At 58.7% G+C, this 15,982-nt stretch carries 19 protein-coding genes and 2 tRNA genes; 14 read left to right on the plus strand and 7 right to left on the minus strand.

The genetic code is table 11. From position 1 onward, the window contains the following. Positions 1-91 precede the first annotated feature (91 nt). A complete protein-coding gene (locus RHE_RS09190; RefSeq protein ID WP_011425090.1) occupies positions 92-1,012 on the minus strand; it encodes a hypothetical protein in 921 nt (306 codons plus the stop codon). Positions 1,013-1,195: 183 nt separating this feature from the next. Between RHE_RS09190 and RHE_RS34965 the strand changes: the two genes are divergently transcribed. Next, positions 1,196-1,402 (plus strand): hypothetical protein, encoded by a 207-nt coding sequence (locus RHE_RS34965; protein WP_042118305.1) that lies wholly within the window; start codon positions 1,196-1,198, stop codon positions 1,400-1,402. A 74-nt stretch (positions 1,403-1,476) separates the two neighbouring features. Here the strand turns inward: RHE_RS34965 and RHE_RS09200 are convergent, their stop codons facing one another. Next, complete coding sequence (locus RHE_RS09200) at positions 1,477-1,722, minus strand: hypothetical protein (RefSeq protein ID WP_020921114.1); 246 nt, start codon at positions 1,720-1,722, stop codon at positions 1,477-1,479. A 195-nt stretch (positions 1,723-1,917) separates the two neighbouring features. Between RHE_RS09200 and RHE_RS09205 the strand changes: the two genes are divergently transcribed. The 4 genes from RHE_RS09205 to RHE_RS09215 all read left to right on the plus strand — a co-directional run bounded on the left by RHE_RS09205 (position 1,918) and on the right by RHE_RS09215 (position 3,789). Then, on the plus strand, positions 1,918-2,253 hold the full coding sequence (locus tag RHE_RS09205) for a hypothetical protein (RefSeq protein WP_011425092.1): 336 nt from the start codon (positions 1,918-1,920) through the stop codon (positions 2,251-2,253). Positions 2,254-2,544: 291 nt separating this feature from the next. Beyond that, positions 2,545-2,724, plus strand: a complete 180-nt coding sequence (locus RHE_RS34285; protein ID WP_073990375.1) for a hypothetical protein — start codon at positions 2,545-2,547, stop codon at positions 2,722-2,724. 231 nt (positions 2,725-2,955) lie between these two features. Continuing rightward, positions 2,956-3,159 carry a CsbD family protein gene (locus RHE_RS09210; RefSeq protein WP_011425094.1) on the plus strand — a complete coding sequence of 68 codons (204 nt, stop codon included), beginning with the start codon at positions 2,956-2,958 and terminating at the stop codon, positions 3,157-3,159. A 315-nt stretch (positions 3,160-3,474) separates the two neighbouring features. After that, positions 3,475-3,789, plus strand: coding sequence for a hypothetical protein (locus RHE_RS09215; protein WP_011425095.1), 315 nt, complete (start codon positions 3,475-3,477; stop codon positions 3,787-3,789). Between the two features lie 220 nt (positions 3,790-4,009). On the opposite strand, the gene RHE_RS09220 is transcribed toward RHE_RS09215, so the two are convergent. After that, positions 4,010-4,084, minus strand: a tRNA-Asn gene (locus RHE_RS09220). A gap of 117 nt (positions 4,085-4,201) precedes the next feature. On the opposite strand from RHE_RS09220, the gene RHE_RS34290 reads away from it, so the two are divergent. Together RHE_RS34290 and RHE_RS09230 are read left to right on the plus strand one after the other, a co-directional pair. Then, positions 4,202-4,519, plus strand: coding sequence for a membrane protein (locus RHE_RS34290; RefSeq protein WP_011425096.1), 318 nt, complete (start codon positions 4,202-4,204; stop codon positions 4,517-4,519). A 94-nt stretch (positions 4,520-4,613) separates the two neighbouring features. Continuing rightward, positions 4,614-4,901 (plus strand): hypothetical protein, encoded by a 288-nt coding sequence (locus RHE_RS09230; RefSeq protein WP_011425097.1) that lies wholly within the window; start codon positions 4,614-4,616, stop codon positions 4,899-4,901. Between the two features lie 53 nt (positions 4,902-4,954). Here RHE_RS09230 and RHE_RS09235 read toward each other — a convergent pair whose 3' ends face one another. Together RHE_RS09235 and RHE_RS09240 are read right to left on the minus strand one after the other, a co-directional pair. After that, positions 4,955-5,293 carry a KTSC domain-containing protein gene (locus tag RHE_RS09235; RefSeq protein WP_011425098.1) on the minus strand — a complete coding sequence of 113 codons (339 nt, stop codon included), beginning with the start codon at positions 5,291-5,293 and terminating at the stop codon, positions 4,955-4,957. A 110-nt stretch (positions 5,294-5,403) separates the two neighbouring features. Continuing rightward, complete coding sequence (locus RHE_RS09240; RefSeq protein WP_020921119.1) at positions 5,404-5,667, minus strand: hypothetical protein; 264 nt, start codon at positions 5,665-5,667, stop codon at positions 5,404-5,406. A gap of 269 nt (positions 5,668-5,936) precedes the next feature. On the opposite strand from RHE_RS09240, the gene RHE_RS09245 reads away from it, so the two are divergent. The 7 genes from RHE_RS09245 to exoR all read left to right on the plus strand — a co-directional run bounded on the left by RHE_RS09245 (position 5,937) and on the right by exoR (position 14,380). After that, a tRNA-Cys gene (locus RHE_RS09245) sits at positions 5,937-6,010 on the plus strand. Between the two features lie 454 nt (positions 6,011-6,464). Next, positions 6,465-7,130, plus strand: coding sequence for a protein-L-isoaspartate O-methyltransferase family protein (locus RHE_RS09250; protein WP_011425099.1), 666 nt, complete (start codon positions 6,465-6,467; stop codon positions 7,128-7,130). Positions 7,131-7,395: 265 nt separating this feature from the next. After that, positions 7,396-8,265 carry a PopZ family protein gene (locus RHE_RS09255; protein ID WP_011425100.1) on the plus strand — a complete coding sequence of 290 codons (870 nt, stop codon included), beginning with the start codon at positions 7,396-7,398 and terminating at the stop codon, positions 8,263-8,265. Between the two features lie 117 nt (positions 8,266-8,382). Continuing rightward, the gene (locus RHE_RS09260) at positions 8,383-11,226 is read left to right on the plus strand and encodes a valine--tRNA ligase (protein ID WP_011425101.1); all 2,844 of its coding nucleotides are present in this window, start codon (positions 8,383-8,385) and stop codon (positions 11,224-11,226) included. A 398-nt stretch (positions 11,227-11,624) separates the two neighbouring features. Next, positions 11,625-12,872: an OmpP1/FadL family transporter gene (locus tag RHE_RS09265; RefSeq protein ID WP_011425102.1), complete on the plus strand. Its 1,248-nt coding sequence runs from the start codon at positions 11,625-11,627 to the stop codon at positions 12,870-12,872. Positions 12,873-12,921: 49 nt separating this feature from the next. After that, a complete protein-coding gene (locus RHE_RS09270) occupies positions 12,922-13,566 on the plus strand; it encodes a hypothetical protein (RefSeq protein WP_011425103.1) in 645 nt (214 codons plus the stop codon). Positions 13,567-13,585: 19 nt separating this feature from the next. After that, a complete protein-coding gene (gene exoR, locus RHE_RS09275) occupies positions 13,586-14,380 on the plus strand; it encodes an exopolysaccharide production regulator ExoR (protein WP_011425104.1) in 795 nt (264 codons plus the stop codon). An 88-nt stretch (positions 14,381-14,468) separates the two neighbouring features. Here exoR and xth read toward each other — a convergent pair whose 3' ends face one another. Together xth and erpA are read right to left on the minus strand one after the other, a co-directional pair. After that, positions 14,469-15,260 (minus strand): exodeoxyribonuclease III, encoded by a 792-nt coding sequence (xth, locus tag RHE_RS09280; RefSeq protein ID WP_011425105.1) that lies wholly within the window; start codon positions 15,258-15,260, stop codon positions 14,469-14,471. Positions 15,261-15,489: 229 nt separating this feature from the next. Next, a complete protein-coding gene (gene erpA / locus RHE_RS09285; RefSeq protein ID WP_011425106.1) occupies positions 15,490-15,822 on the minus strand; it encodes an iron-sulfur cluster insertion protein ErpA in 333 nt (110 codons plus the stop codon). Between the last annotated feature and the right edge of the window lie 160 nt (positions 15,823-15,982).

Genomic DNA, 15,982 nt, shown 5'->3' on the forward strand with positions numbered 1-15,982 from the left:
GTGACGCGTATTCTTACTTCTATCCTAGGCTCATTGCAGAGCCGAGGTCTTCAAGTAAGGGGGGCGCAGCAAAGCCAGCGCCCCGCTTAATTTAAAGGCGGGAAGTGACGACGAGATCTTCCTCTGCGTCGCGTTGCGAACCTCCCAGAGCCGCGGCCGCAGCGGCTATGAAAGCGCCGACCAGAAGCGACAAGGATCCGAGCAATGCCGTGGTCGAGGCGGCTTTTCGTGCCTCGTCGGCAGCCTTCTGGGTGGCGACCTTGGCGTCGTCGATGCGCTTCAGCACCGTATCGACCCGGGTGCGTGCATCGGCTTCGGAAAGGCCGGTCCGCGCAGAGACGATTGTCGCGAGATAGGCCTTGTCGTCATCTGGAATTTGCCCTTCGGCAGCGCCATTGAGGAGGATGCGGGAGACTTCCGATGTTGCCGCGGCATCGTTGGATGTCGCTGCGGCACGCGCCTGGTCAGGTCGCAGCAAGGCGTCGGTAAAATAAGCGGTGGAAAGATCCAGTGGCGAAGTTGCCGACGATGCTGCTGCCGTACCGGCGGCCGCGGCGGTCGAGCCTACCGCTGACGCGGCCGATCCCACAGCCTGTGCACCGGCGCCAGCGAGCGCTGTCAGCGACGATGCAAGGAATCCGGCGACAAAGATCGTCGCCAGAGCCCAGCTTATGAAACCATGCGCGGTGTCGCGGAAGAAAACCTCATCGGTGTGGACCGCCGCCCATTTTGTGCGCAGGCGGCCAGTAACATAGCCTCCGAGTGCGGAGGAGAGCCATTGCACGAGGACGAGCCAGATCGCCGCCGTGATGCCGAGTGTGCCGAGCGAACTGCTTTGTCCTGACCAGGGCGACACCATCGTCAGCCCAAGCCCGGATCCCAGAAGCAGAAGGATGAGGGTCACTCCGATGGCGGCGGCTGCGCCACCGAAGATGGGGCCCCATGTCATGGCTGATTTGGAGGATTCGACCGGAGCAGCAACCTCTCCGGACTCTGTCATTGAAACCGACATGATCCGTTCCTATCGCATAAACAGAGCGAGAAGGATGATGATAGGCAGTGGAACGCCGAGCAGCCAAAGTAGAATACCGCGACCCATGAGAGACCTCCTGTCAAAGGCGACGTTACGTGGTTGATGCCACACAACTTTTAAGCACGGCATTTGTTCCCGGCCGGTGGGAGCGGTCGGTTTGAAGTGGGCGATTTCATGTCAATCGCGCGGCAGCATTTGAAGGAGCAGCAGATTGCCGGAGCGGTTGCCGCATCCTTGGCATTGAAGGCGTTTGGCCAGACTGGCGAGAGACAGGTTCTGGCCGCAGCGCCGGGCAATATCCCGCCGGTCGATAAACGTCTGGCGGCGACATGCGCGGCAACGGGCATGAATGACGAACCACTCCGGTAACGTCGCCAATGTTACCTTTTCGATTTCGACGGCGTGGCGATCAGGGGGCGCGAGGCCGATACCGCGACGATGTCTCATGGCCCTTCAAAACGTGTCCGTTCACATGCGATGGCGCGGCTCACGTCCTTATCTCTCAGGGCAAGCTGAAGTCGCAGATGATGGCAATCCAGCAGCAGCGTCGTAATGGCGGCACGGACGTCCCCTTGGTGAAAAGCGACAACTGCGTCGACTTCTTCTCTCAATGTTTCTTCTGCCAATTTCTCGGCTGCCTGCGGACGCACGACCTTGATCTCCTTCAGAGCTTTCAACCCGATTTTCACCTGCCGCCTCCCTGATGTTCCTATTACGTTCTCATCGACCTCCCAGTCAAGAATGAGGGCGTTTCCGGGGACCGTTTGTCATCAACCGAGGCGGTGCGCGACGCAGGGGCGTTCCTGTACGCTTTCGAACTGAAACAATCTCCAAAGGCTTTTGTTTGCTGCCTATCGGCAATGAAGCAGCGAGGAGGATATCCAATGCTTCTGAGAGTGATGGCAGTAACAGCAATCACGATTGGCCTGGCAACGTCGGCAATGGCGCAATCAGGTGGAGGCGCGGGATCGGGCAGCGGCAGCGGAGCTTCAGGTTCCGGCAGCGGCACCATGTCTGGTTCGGATACTGGCGGTTCCGGCAACACCAACTCCAACGGTGCCGGCGCAAATACGACTGTCGGCGCCGGTGCGACCGGTGCGACCGGCTCCGGCGGCGATCCGAACGACTGTCAGCGCCAGCAGGCCGGCGGCACCGGCAACCCGGCTCCCACCTCCGGCAATAACTCGACACAACCCGATGCGGCAAATGCATGCCGTTGAACGTTGGTCGCTTCGTCAATTTGCCCCGGAAATCAGTATCGCTTCCGGGGCGTCATTTGCGTCGTGCTACCTTGTAATATCGCGGGAACGGCCAGCGATATCAGCGTATTGCACGCATAATTTATCCCGATCGGCACGAATCTTCGCGGCTGGGGCTGACGTCCGTTGAAAGGCGCGCCTATATCTTCAGGCGCAGAGTGATCTCGGAAGAGATGACCCCGGGAAACACGTCCGTGGTTCTCGAAGGAGCGGCTCTCGCTTACCGAGCGCAGCGGAATGGGAGAAGCATCCATGAGCAGATTTCGAGGAATTTTAGCAGCCGGAGCAATTGGCCTGTCGGTCATTTCCTCAGCTTGCTCGACACCGCCAAATTCATATGGCTCGGCATCGGGATACCAGCCGGGCGATTCCATGAACCCGGCCTGCGCCGACGGCTTCCGACCCGGCGACGGCCGTTCGTGCAGCTATTAGAGAGCCGCCGATGTCGGGAGTCGGACGACCAATATCGCGAGAACGAAGCGCTCGATCGGACATGCTGAACGCCCACATCGGAGCCTCGGGCCGCGCGAGCGATCAAGGCGGAATCTTACCACTCGCGGCCCATATGAAGAATATTGGTTCCGTACTGGCCGGCCGCGTGCCGAAGCGGAACCCTTATCGCTCCTCTCCGTTCCTCTATCCTAACGACAGGAGGAATAAGCCATGGATTGGAACCGCGTCGAAGGTAATTGGAAGCAGATGAAAGGCAAGGTCAAGGAGCAGTGGGGCAAGCTGACGGACGACGATCTTGACGTCATCAACGGTAAGCGCGATCAGCTCGAAGGCAAGATCCAGGAGCGCTACGGCTACGAGAAAGACCGTACCCGCAAGGACATCGATGATTGGTATAATCGCCAGACCTGGTAATTCGCATTATCGGGGAGCGGATCGGAACTCGGCACGCCCAATTTGATGGGCGTGTCATCTTCACATCTTTATCCAACAGATGCCAGCGTCAAGACAGCAGCGCACTGCGCGCCGCGTAGATACCCGGTCGCGGCCGGCTGGCTAGCCGTGCGCTTGCTCTCTCGCCTGCGCACAGCATGAACACCAATGGCTCGGCTCCAGCACCACCCGCGACCACACCAGCGGCGCGTCGGCTGGTGTTTTCTGTAAGCAGGCAGTCGTTCATCGGAGGTTAATGCCTATTAACCCAGAATCGCAGCTTGAAAGGATGCGCCGATGAAGATGTTTTTTTCCTCGCTTGCAGCCATTGTCTTGTCTGCATCTTTCGCCCTGCCGCTAAACGCCACGCCGATTGTCATGCCGAAAGCGGTAGCGATGCACACCGCCGACGTCGAGCAGGTCCATTACCGTCGCCACGGTCATGGTCATGCGTATGGCCATTGGAAGAAACACCGGTACGCTTACCGCGACTGCCGGTATTACGGCTCGTGCTATCGTCCGCGGTATTACGGCAGTCGCGACTATTACGGCTATCGCGACTACTACCCCTATCGCCGTCGGTCAGGTGTGACCGTGTATTTCGATTTTTAGTCGGCAGTGCCACGGAAGCCAATCTTGGCGCTCAACAAGCGCGCCGCCGGTCTCACTTGCCGGCGGCTTTGCCGTTTCTCGCCACTGTGGTAAAGAGGGCAGATGAACAACCCCTCCATCCATCTCCGACAGAAACGCGTGCGCGGGGCGCAGTGAGGAGGGAAAGCGGGAAGTAAGTGCCTGCTTCGGATCTCAACAAAAACAGCACTTATTCTGGAAATGGCTCCCCGGGCCGGATTCGAACCGGCGACCTGTCGATTAACAGTCGAATGCTCTACCGCTGAGCTACCAGGGATCACTGCTTGGCGCGGTGTGAGTGGGCTAATACAAATGCTTGCCCGATTTGCCAAGCGGTTTTTTCAAAAAAATGAAATGAACTTGTATTTGGACAGTCTGCGCCCATCTCTGGGAAATGACAAACAGGAATGATCGCCAAGAGACAACGGGCAGCGAAAAGCGCAGAAGGCGGGCAGGGCGCTTCGGTATCGACCACGTAAACCACAGGCTTATGCTCGGCTCCTTCAGCATTGGCTTGCCGCACTCACGCATCGGACGGATGGCAATCGGTGCGGCCCTCGTTTTCTGTGGATTGCTGGGCTTCCTGCCGGTCCTCGGTTTCTGGATGCTGCCGCTCGGCCTCCTGGTGCTTTCGCATGATCTTTCCATCGCCCGCCGGCTTCGGCGCCGGCTGGCAGTCTGGTGGCACAGACGGCGAACGCCGGCCGGCTAACGGCGGTCGCGGGAGACGCCCTGCGGAACGTGGATCGTTTTCGGCATTGGTGGTTTATGGAGCTGAAACACACCACGATGATCCGGGTGAGGATATGAAGCCAATTTTTATTGCAGTTTTCTCGGTAGCGGCGATGGTCTCAGCCACATCAGCCGAGGCCCAGGCCGTCGACAGCCGGGGTTTTGACGCGAGCGGTATCTGCCGCCGCCCCGAAGGGTGCGTCATCGATCAAGGCGAAAGCTGGTATAACGGGCCTCGCAACTATCGCAATTTTAACGGCCGTAATGAGCGCGACGGCAGGAACGACCGTGGTCGAGACGATCGCCGCTACCGCTCCCAGAACAGGACCTCGCTTGAAAGCGTCGGCATCATCGTCGGCTGATCACACGTGCCCGCCGTCGAGTTCGAGCTGCATGGATCCAGATGATTGCGATTCTAATTCGATCTCAGTTCGCTTTCCTCGAAAATCCCGCCATGGCCCGGATCCAGCTCGGTTGCCATCAACACACTGCAGGCGGCAAGAAGCAGAACGAGCTTCAGTCCGTGGACGACCATCGAGACCGGTTGTCGACGGGCCGGTGAGACGCGCGATGGCGCGATATAATACCCGTAATAGAAGTGCGGATCGTTCGTTTCCAGAAGGTTCTGGTAGACATGTGGCGGAATGTTCGCATGTCTCACCGGCGCGGAACCGGCGAACTTTACGTGGAGATCCCGGGTCTCGGCATCATATGCCGCACGTCCCTGCCTTTCTTTGAGGGCAGCCCATTCCATCGCAGCTCCTATCCCTCCCACGGCGATAAGATGGCGAGCAGGCGCTCTAAGTCAAGTTGGGAATTTGTCCAAATGCCGCGGTGTTTCTTCGTGTCCGCAGTGCAGGCAATTCACCAGGATCGGCCGGCGTCGAAATCTTCGCACTCTTCCTCGGTCATCTGGCGGTGAACAAACTTGCCGGCGACGACCTTGCGCATCACGTGACCGGTAATCGGCATCTTCGTGTTGATGTCGATGACAGGTTCGGTAACGAGGGCATAGCCCCACTCGTCTTCCTTGCCTCCGTTCGCGTAGATCATCGAGATGCGTTTGAGCGTGGCAAGCAGTGAAAAGAAGATGTCTTTGGCGGTCCCGCCGAATGTCGCGTCGTGCATGATTTCTCCCCAGAAAATGGGGATTATCCAAATCGGTTCGCATTACAATCGTAACTATTTGGGGTGATGCCAAAGGGCCGGACTTTTATTGGTGTTTAGCTAATCGGCTGTCCATCACCCATCATCATCCGAGCGTGGAGCTGGTTTCCGCAAACGCCTATTCGGAATGAAAAAAGGATCATATTCACAATGAAAGGCCTTGCGCTCATTCTAGAGCTGGTCTAAATCGCGGCCACCACACGATATTTTTCGATGTCGGTCACAGGTGAGGCCTCGTGGCGGAGTGGTGACGCAGAGGACTGCAAATCCTTGTACCCCGGTTCAATTCCGGGCGAGGCCTCCAATTTCTTCTTATCGCTGCTAGAGTTGCGAAATATCGCTGATTTTCGTGGTGGCTGCTCGGCCACGCTATTTTTATGGGCAACGCGTCGCCCGACTAGGCTGTCGCGGGCTCCATGCTACTGCGCCGGAGTTGCTTCGGCGCTCGATCTCCTCAGGTCGTTTCACCGTCCAGCAGCCCGCAGCAGAAGATGCCGACGAGCGCTGCGACGATAAGGAAATCGAACAGCGTGAAATATTCGAAAATCGCAGACATGGCCTGCTCCTCCTATTTCCTCCGTTGCAAATCATAACATGAAGGGGCAGGGCGTTCTACGCTTGAGCTGCAGCCCTTGTCTCCTGTGGCGCGAGAGAGCCGCCGGCGGATTCTTTTCGCCGACCGTTGCCAAGCCTTGAAAGCATCCGTGGCGGAGATTAAGAGACGAGGGACAGGAACCGCTTTTCAAGAGCGAGAGGACATGATGGATTTCGAAGCAGCGCGCGCAAAGATGGTCGACACCCAAATCCGCACCACGGATGTTACCTCGCATTCCGTGCTGACGGCTTTTCTCACAGTGCCCCGCGAGGCTTTCGTGCCGGAGAAGTCAAAGCTGCTGGCCTATATCGACAACGATGTCGAAATATCGGCCGCTGCACCGGGCAAGCCGGCCCGCTTCCTAATGGAGGCCTCGCCGCTCGCCAAGCTGCTGCAGTTGGCCGCCATCGGCAAAGACGATTTCGTGCTCGAGGTCGGGTGCGGCACCGGATATACATCGGCGCTGCTGTCGATCATCGCCGGGTCGGTCATTGCCCTCGAATGCGACGAGGCACTGGCTGCCGAAGCGAAGGCAAAGCTTGCCGGCTATGGCAAGATCGAGGTCGTGACGGGTCCCCTCGAAAAGGGCTACGCCGCCGGCGCCCCCTATGATCTGATCTTCATCAACGGCGCGGTCGAGGAGGTTCCGGCCGCTCTTCTCGGTCAGTTGCGCGATGGCGGCCGTCTGGTCACGGTCGAAGGGCACGGCAATGCGGCTCGTGCCAAGGTCTTCGTCGCCGAGCGCGGCGCAATCTCGGAGAATGTCTTCTTCAACGCTTCAGTCAAGCCGCTGCCGGGTTTCGCGAAGGCGCGCGAATTCGTTTTCTGACGCCGTTCTCCCTGGGGAATTCGAGCGACGGGCGCCATTGGCGCCCGTTTCTGTCAGTGCTGCCGGAAAGCCTTCACAAACATCATTTATCCTGACGTTGTGGTCTCGGATGGCGGGTGGCAACCATTGGGTAACAAAACTGTGCATGGCTGCATTCATTTGATTCTCGATGATTTTTTTCGCGTCTGGGGTATTCTAAGGTCGTGGTGATTCGGATGAACGCTCCACACCGTCCGATCGTTGTGTTGGGATAACGGGGATAGATATGGCTCAGCCAAGTGTAGCGCGTGAACCGTCCATGGAAGAAATTCTGGCCTCCATCCGCCAGATCATCGAAAGCAATGAACCCGGGGCCGGCAAGGCGATTTCAGCATCCGTGCCGCCGGTTTACGGCGCCGACGACGAAAACGGCTCCGAAATCCATCTGACGGTGGATGACACTTATGCCGGCGTGGAATTTCCCGAACCGGCCATGCGCTCTTCCGATCCGCGTTTCGTCGCCGCCAATTCGGCCGGCATCGCCCCTCAGACCGAAGCTCCGGCCCGCGCGCTGTCGCTTGCCGATGTCGCAGCCCGCGTGCGCGCCGCCTCCGAGCGCAGCGCCGTGCAGGCCGGTCAAGCCTTGCGCGAAATTCCGAGCGGCTTCCGCCAGCAGGAGCCGCAGCCGGCCGTGATGCCGGAGCCGCCGCGGGCTGCAAGTTCGCAGCCGCAGCCGACACAGCCTGTTTTTACCGCTGTCGCAGCACCCGTTTCCCCTGGTCCCGTCCGGCAGCCGCTTGAGCCGGCGTTTGCCGAAACACTGCAGGCCACAGCCGCCGAGCCGGCCGCTGTTGCCGCCGAAACTGCGCCGCCGGCTTTGGAGCCAGCCCACTCGCCGACCGAGCGTTTCCTGCCGAGCGTTGTCGAGGAGGCCCAGCCGACACTGCTTTCGGAAGACGCCGGCCTGCAGATCAGCCGCTCCTTCGAGGAGCTTGCCGCGGCGATCGACGGTGCCGAGCGCCGCTCGCTGGACGAGATTGCCGAGGACATGCTGCGCCCGATGCTGCGTGAATGGCTTGATGACAATCTGCCGACGCTGGTCGAACGGCTGGTGCGCGAGGAAATCGAGCGTGTGGCGCGCGGCCCGCGCCGCTGATCGGATTGCTTTTTTCTGGAAAAGCCGCTCCGGTCTCCGGGGCGGCTTTTTTATTGACTTGGCCGTGGCCATCCTATTTACAAACGCCCATCCTCGAACCTCGAAACTGGTCAGAAAATGCTCGACAAGACCTATGATTCCGCTGCCGTCGAACCGAAAATCGCCGCGAAATGGGATGAAGCGGACGCCTTCCGCGCCGGCGCGAACGCCAAACCGGGGGCCGAGACCTTCACCATCGTGATCCCGCCGCCGAATGTCACCGGCTCGCTCCATATGGGGCACGCGCTTAACAATACGCTGCAGGACATCATGGTGCGCTTCGAGCGCATGCGCGGCAAGGACGTGCTCTGGCAGCCGGGCATGGACCACGCCGGCATCGCCACCCAGATGGTCGTCGAACGCAAGTTGATGGAGCAGCAGCTGCCGGGCCGCCGCGAGATGGGCCGCGAGGCCTTCATCGACAAGATTTGGGAGTGGAAGGCGGAATCGGGCGGGCTGATCTTCAACCAGCTGAAGCGCCTCGGTGCGTCCTGTGACTGGTCACGCGAGCGTTTCACCATGGACGAAGGCCTGTCGCAGGCCGTTCTCGAGGTTTTCGTCACGCTCTATAAGGAAGGCCTGATTTACAAGGACAAGCGCCTCGTCAATTGGGACCCAAAACTCCTGACGGCGATTTCCGACATGGAGGTCGAACAACACGAGGTGAAGGGTCATCTCTGGCATCTGCGCTATCCGCTCGAGCCCGGCGTCACCTATCAATACCCGATCGCTTTCGACGAGGAAGGCAAGCCGACCCAGTTCGAGACGCGTGACTATATCGTCGTCGCGACGACGCGACCCGAGACGATGCTCGGCGATACCGGCGTTGCCGTGAACCCCGAAGACGAGCGTTATAAGCCGATCATCGGCAAGCACGTCATCCTCCCGATCGTCGGCCGCAGGATACCGATCGTCGCCGATTCCTATGCTGATCCGACGGCCGGCACCGGCGCGGTAAAGATCACACCGGCCCATGATTTCAACGACTTCGAAGTCGGCAAGCGCGCGAAGCTGCGGGCGATCAACGTCATGAATATCGATGGCACCATTGCCATCAAGGACAATGAGGATTTCCTTGAAGGTCTCGACAATCCGGCGGCATTGCATGGCGCCTGGGACCGCCTGGAAGGGCAGGACCGTTTCTATGCGCGCAAGGTCATCGTCGAGATATTGGAAGAGGCCGGCCTTGTCGACAAGATCGAACCGCACAAACATGTGGTCCCGCATGGCGACCGCGGCGGCGTGCCGATCGAGCCGCGGCTGACGGAACAATGGTTTGTCGATAACAAGACATTGGGGCAGCCTGCCCTGGAATCCGTTCGCGAGGGAAGAACCAGATTTATTCCCAGGAATTGGGAGAACACCTATTTCAATTGGCTGGAGAACATCGAACCGTGGTGTATCTCGCGCCAACTCTGGTGGGGCCATCGGATTCCTGCTTGGTACGGCCCCGACGGTCAGGTCTTTGTCGAAAAGACCGAGGAAGAGGCGCTGCAGGCAGCGATCCAGCATTACCTCTCGCATGAGGGGCCGATGAAGGCCTATGTCGAGGACCTGCTCGAAAACTTCAAGCCCGGTGAGATCCTGACGCGGGACGAGGACGTGCTCGACACCTGGTTCTCTTCTGCGCTCTGGCCTTTCTCGACCCTTGGCTGGCCCGACGAGACGCCGGAACTTGCGCGTTACTATCCGACGAATGTCCTCGTCACCGGTTTCGATATCATCCCGTTCTGGGTCGTTCGCATGATGCAGATGGGCCTGCATTTCATGAAGGACGAGAATGGCGATCCAGTCGAACCCTTCCATACGATCTATATTCACGCACTGGTGCGCGACAAGAACGGACAGAAGATGTCGAAGTCGAAGGGCAACGTCATCGACCCCCTGGAACTGATCGACGAATACGGCGCCGACGCGCTACGCTTCACCCTGGCGATCATGGCCGCACAGGGCCGCGACGTGAAGCTCGACCCTGCCCGCATCGCCGGCTACCGCAATTTCGGCACCAAGCTTTGGAACGCCACGCGCTTTGCCGAGATGAACGGTGCAAAAAGCGATCCGCACTTCGTGCCGGAGGCCGCCGAACTCACCATCAACCGCTGGATCCTGACGGAGCTTGCCCGTACGGAACGTGACGTCACGGAAGCGCTTGAAGCCTTCCGCTTCAACGATGCCGCCGGCGCGCTCTACCGTTTCGTCTGGAACGAAGTCTGCGACTGGTATCTCGAGCTTCTGAAGCCGGTCTTCAGTGGCGATGACGAAGGCGCCAAGGCCGAAGCCCAGGCCTGCAGTGCCTATATTCTCGAAGAGATCTACAAGCTCTTGCATCCCTTCATGCCCTTCATGACCGAAGAGCTTTGGGCGCATACCGCAGGCGAAGGCAAGGAACGCGACACGCTGGTCTGCCATGCCGAATGGCCAGCGCCGTCCTATGCCGATGACGCAGCTGCTGACGAGATCAACTGGCTGATCGACCTCGTCTCCGGCATCCGCTCCGTGCGCGCCGAAATGAACGTGCCGCCGTCGGCCACCGCCCCGCTGGTTGTCGTCAAGGCCAACAATCTCACGCGCGAAAGGTTGTTCCGCCACGATGCCGCCATCAAGCGGCTTGCCCGCGTGGAAGCGATATCGCTGGCCGACGATGCGCCGAAGGGTGCGGCTCAGATCGTCGTCGCGGAAGCCACCGTCTGCCTGCCGCTCGGCAATCTGATCGATCTTGCTGCCGAAAAGGCCCGCTTGGAAAAGGCGATTGCCAAGATGGACGGAGAAATCGCCCGCATCAATGGCAAGCTTTCCAACGAGAAGTTCGTCGCCAATGCCAATCCCGAGGTGGTCGAGGCCGAGCGCGAGCGTCTCGATGAGTTGAAGGGGCAGATCGCCAGCTTGAAAACCGCCCTTTCCAGGGTCAGCGAGGCCGGATAAATTTCATTGCCGATTTGGTAAGTTATTTCAAAGACGCGCCCGCTTCGGGCGCGTCTTTTTGTCGTTTGGGGCGCCCCTGATTCGGTCTTGAACGCGGCTGATTTCGGGCGCTGAACCTGTGGATTTTGACTTCACAGCTATCCAGTCGGTGAAAACTGTCACTGTTGTCGGATTGATACATCTTCCGCAATGTTTGGAATGAAAACCCAAAAGCCCATCCAAAAACCGATGGTTCTGGAATAAAATTTTATTAACCAGATTTTTTGACGTGTCCGTCAATTTCTTTACGTAAGCTAGCCACTGCAATGCCTGGGAGCGCCGCCGTGGGGCGCGTTGCCATGTCGAGCGAAGGCTTACTAAAGTGGCCTGACATCAATTGCTGGAGTGGGGGAGACACAATGGCATCGCGTATGTTTTCCAGGGGCGTAACGTCGCTCGTTCTTCTTTCGTCGCTTGCCTCACCGTCCTTTGCCGGTGGCCTGGAGCGCGGCGGCTATAACATCGATCAGCTGTTCGATACGTCGCCTTTCTCGTTTCAGTCGGGCGTGACTTACGTCACGCCGCAGCGCAAGCTGAAGGATGTCCGAGACACGAATACGTCGATACTTACAGGGGGCGGCAATCTGAGCAGCCGTCCAGACACGGCTGACGATACCTCAAATTACACCATCCCCTATATCGGCTTTAAGGCTGGTTTTGGCGATGCAGTCGACTGCCTCGTTGACTATTCGGAGCCCTTCGGCGCCCACACCAGCCCCGGCCTGAACTGGGCCGGCGCCAACGATAACATTGAGACAGAGATCAAAACCCGCAACTATGGCGGCACCTGCTCCTATCGTTTTGATGTCGGCCCTGGGCAGCTTCGCTTCATTGGCGGCGCTTTTTATCAGGAAGTCGAAGGCTTCAAGGAACGTCTGGTTTCAACGCTTCCGCTTCTGCTCGGGACTGGAACTGGCGTCGGCCGCCTGGATATCGACGATAGCGGTTGGGGCTGGCGCGCCGGTCTCGCTTACGAGATTCCGGAATATGCAATGCGTGCGAGCCTCGTCTATAACAGTCGCGTCAAGTACGATGACCTGTCCGGGACTGTTGATCTCCGTCAGGTTCCAGTTGTGCCGCTATATGGGGGCCTAGTCACACCTGTTTCCGGTTCCGCCGAAGCGCCGGATTCGCTGGAGCTGAAACTGCAAAGCGGTATCGCTCCGGATTGGCTTGCATTCGGATCGGTTAAATGGACGAACTGGAGCGTCCTGCAGTCGGTAGCATTCTGCCCGACCAACGGCTTGCCTTGTCCCGCGGGTGGTCTGACCTCGCTCGATCTTCTTTATCGTGACGGTTGGACGATCTCCGGCGGTATTGGCCACAAGTTCAATGAACAATGGGCCGGTGCAGTCAGCCTGACATGGGACCGCGGCACCAGCCAGGGCTATGGCGCCCAGACAGACAGCTGGACGCTCGGTCTCGGTGCGGCCTATACGCCGACGGAACATATCGAATGGCGCTTTGCCGGTGCCGTGGGCGTGTTGACGAGCGGTTCGTCTGGCGCTGTGACCCGGAATGGCGTTACATATGGAGATGATGTCTCCTATTCCTTTGACGATGATCTGGTCGCTGCACTGTCGACAAGCATAAAGATCAAGTTCTAATTCCACGTTCTGAAGAATTGAGGAGCCCGGCACTGCCGGGCTCTTCTTTATGCGCGCCCGTTATTCATGTCATTTGCTGGTCTCGTTTTGTGACGATTCAGCAACAGTTTTTTACGATGAATGGCGTATGGTGGCGATGGGGCGAATTTGTCCATTTCCCGCCACAAAGAGAGCGCAGCGGTATTTGGGGCGAGGTGATGACAGACTTACGGTGCGTGTAATCAGTAGCATGGGTCGATTTTTTTCCGGTAACACCAGATCGTACGGCGCAAGTGGCGACAGCCGCGTGATTGCGGCCTTTTCTCTTTCCGGGCAAGGCTATTCCGACCGCAAATTCGGTCTCACGAACATGCCGTCGATCCATTCATTACCGTCGTTATCTGCCCGTTCGCACAGGCAGGCGGGCTTCGCGGCAGATGTCGATACCGGTTTGGTCACATTTGCTATTTACGAATCCGATAACGGGGGGAAGGCGGATGCCGCGCCCGCCGAAAGAGCGCCAGAAAGATTGCAGTCGGGCCATGCCGGGAGCCGGGTGGTCCTGAATGATGTGCTGAAAATTCGGCCTTTGAGAAAAGGCCTATGGGCTGGATGCGACGCGGGCAAAGGGGCCATGGAGCCCGCCGCGGGATCGCTCGCCTCGAAAGAATACATCCGCGATATGCCCGGCGTCAGCGCCGGCTGCGCGCGATGAATGAAAGAAATCGGTTGAAATGGTAACGTCCGAGTTCAAACTGTTCAAATTCATGCTGGTGAGCATGTGGGTGGCAATATCGCTGTCCGGTCCGGTTCACGCTTTCGACATCAAGAGCGACGTCAGCAAGGAGTCCGGTCCTTTCGATCTGTTCAAGTTCGGCTTCAAGGCCTACAAAAACGGACAGAAAGAGGAGGCGGTCGAAGCCTACAAATACGCCGCCGAAAAGGGCCATACCGGTTCGCGCTGGGCGCTCGCCAACATGTATGCCGACGGCGACGGCGTCACCCAGGATGATTTCGAAGCCTTCAAGATCTACAGTGAGATCGCCCAGCAGGGTGTCGAACCCGGCTCGGAAGATACCGGCTTCTTCGTCAACGCGCTCCTCTCGCTCGCCAACTACTACAAGCATGGAATTGCCGGCAGCCCGGTCAAGATCGATCTCACTCAGGCGCGCCAGCTCTATTTCCAGGTCGCCTCCACCTTTGGCGTTCCCGAAGCGCAGTTCCAGCTGGCGCAGATGATGCTAGCCGGTGAGGGTGGCAATGCCAGCCCGCAGCAGGCGAAAAAGTGGTTGAACCAGGCTCGCAAGAGTGGCCATCCCGGCGCCATGGCCGTTTTCGGAAATATCCTTTTCGACGAAGGCCAGACGGCTCGCGGTCTCGCGCTGATGACCGCCGCTCTCGACCGCTGCAAGCCGAAGGATTGCAGCTGGATGGAAGCGTTGCAGGAGCAGGCCTTCTCGGTTGCCAACGAGGCCGACCGTCGCACGGCAGTTTCGCTGTCGCACGCCATCGCGAGCGGTTCCGATTGACGCTTTGCGTTCAGCGCCAAGCGGCATTCAACCCGTGCATCATCTCCATCGCGCCCCTGAAAGGACGCGCTGCCATGGGCTCGGAATGTCAGGCCGCGAAATCGAAATAGGCGATCACCGGTACGTGGTCGGACGGCTTTTCCCAGGCCCGCACATGTTTTTCGATAGCTGCCGACGTCATCCGGTCGGCTGCTTCCGGTGACAGCAGCAGGTGGTCGATGCGGATGCCGTTGTTCTTCGGCCATGCACCCGCCTGATAGTCCCAGAAGGAATAGAGCCGCGTCGCGTCTGTCGTTGCGCGCACCGCATCGGTCAATCCAAGATTTTCAAGCCTGCGGAATGCCCGCCGCGTCTGCGGCAGGAACAGTGCATCGCTTTCCCATGCCCTGGGATCGAAGCAGTCGTGCGGTTCAGGAATAACGTTGTAATCGCCGGCAAGCACCAGCATCTCTTCATAGGCTAGCCGTTCGGCCGCAAAGCTCCTCAGACGCTCCATCCAGGCGAGCTTGTAGGGATACTTCTCCGTGTCGACGGGATTGCCATTCGGGAGATAGATGCAGCAGACGCGCAGGATGCGCGTGTCGGGGAGGGTGAACACCGCTTCCAGGAAACGCGCCTGTTCGTCTAGCGGGTCGCCGGGCAGGCCGCGGTTGACTTCAAAAGGTGAGGTCTTGGAGAGGATCGCGACGCCGTTGAATCCCTTCTGGCCGTGCGTCTCGACATGATAGCCGAGCGCTTCGATCTCCAGCCGGGGAAAGCCTTCGTCGATCGTCTTGATCTCCTGCAGGCAGACGATATCGGGATCGGAATCCTTGAGCCATTGTGTGAGATTGTCGATACGCGCCTTAACGCCGTTGATGTTCCAGGTCGCGATCTTCATGGCACTGTCCCGTTCGCTAGGGCATGTCGCGCAAAAATGTGCGGCCGTTTTTGCGATCCACGACATGCGGAAAATCAAAGACCTAAAGCGTGGCAAGCGAATCTGAAAGATCGCGACGCGCTTTAGTGCGCTCCTTTTATCGCGGTCTTTCGCCGCTGGACAAGCCGATAAACCGGCTGGAAGCAATTCTTCCGCCGGTCGTTGGGGACAACGTTTTGCGTTCGGATATTCAGATCGAAAAGCTGGTGCCGCAGCCGCAGCTCGCCACAGCGTTGGGATTCTTGATCTGGAAGGATTGACCAAGCAGATTGTCGACGAAGTCGATCTCCGACCCTGCCATATAGACGAGAGACAGGCTGTCGATCAGAACCTTGGCGTCGTTCTTTTCGACGACGACGTCGTCTTCACCAGGGCTGTCGGCAAGATCGAACTTATAGGAAAAGCCCGAACAGCCGCCGCCTTCGACCGAAACGCGCAGCGCGCTCTTGCCGGTCTCTGCGCCGATGATGGAGGCGATACGCTTTGCCGCGGCATCTGAAAGGGTTACACTCGTATCCGTCATGTTTCCTCCTGCCGGGGTCAAGATCCGGAGAGAATGGGTTTTGGCACTCGAATGTTCAAATGCCTGATATCAAAAGAACTTACCATGATCTTCGCGAAAATGCCATGATGTGCGAAACGGCTCGGCGGGTGCCGCTTTGCCGTTTCGTCGGGCTATAGGT

The sequence above is a fragment of the Rhizobium etli CFN 42 genome, assembly GCF_000092045.1.
In the GTDB taxonomy this organism is placed as follows: Bacteria; Pseudomonadota; Alphaproteobacteria; order Rhizobiales; family Rhizobiaceae; genus Rhizobium; species Rhizobium etli.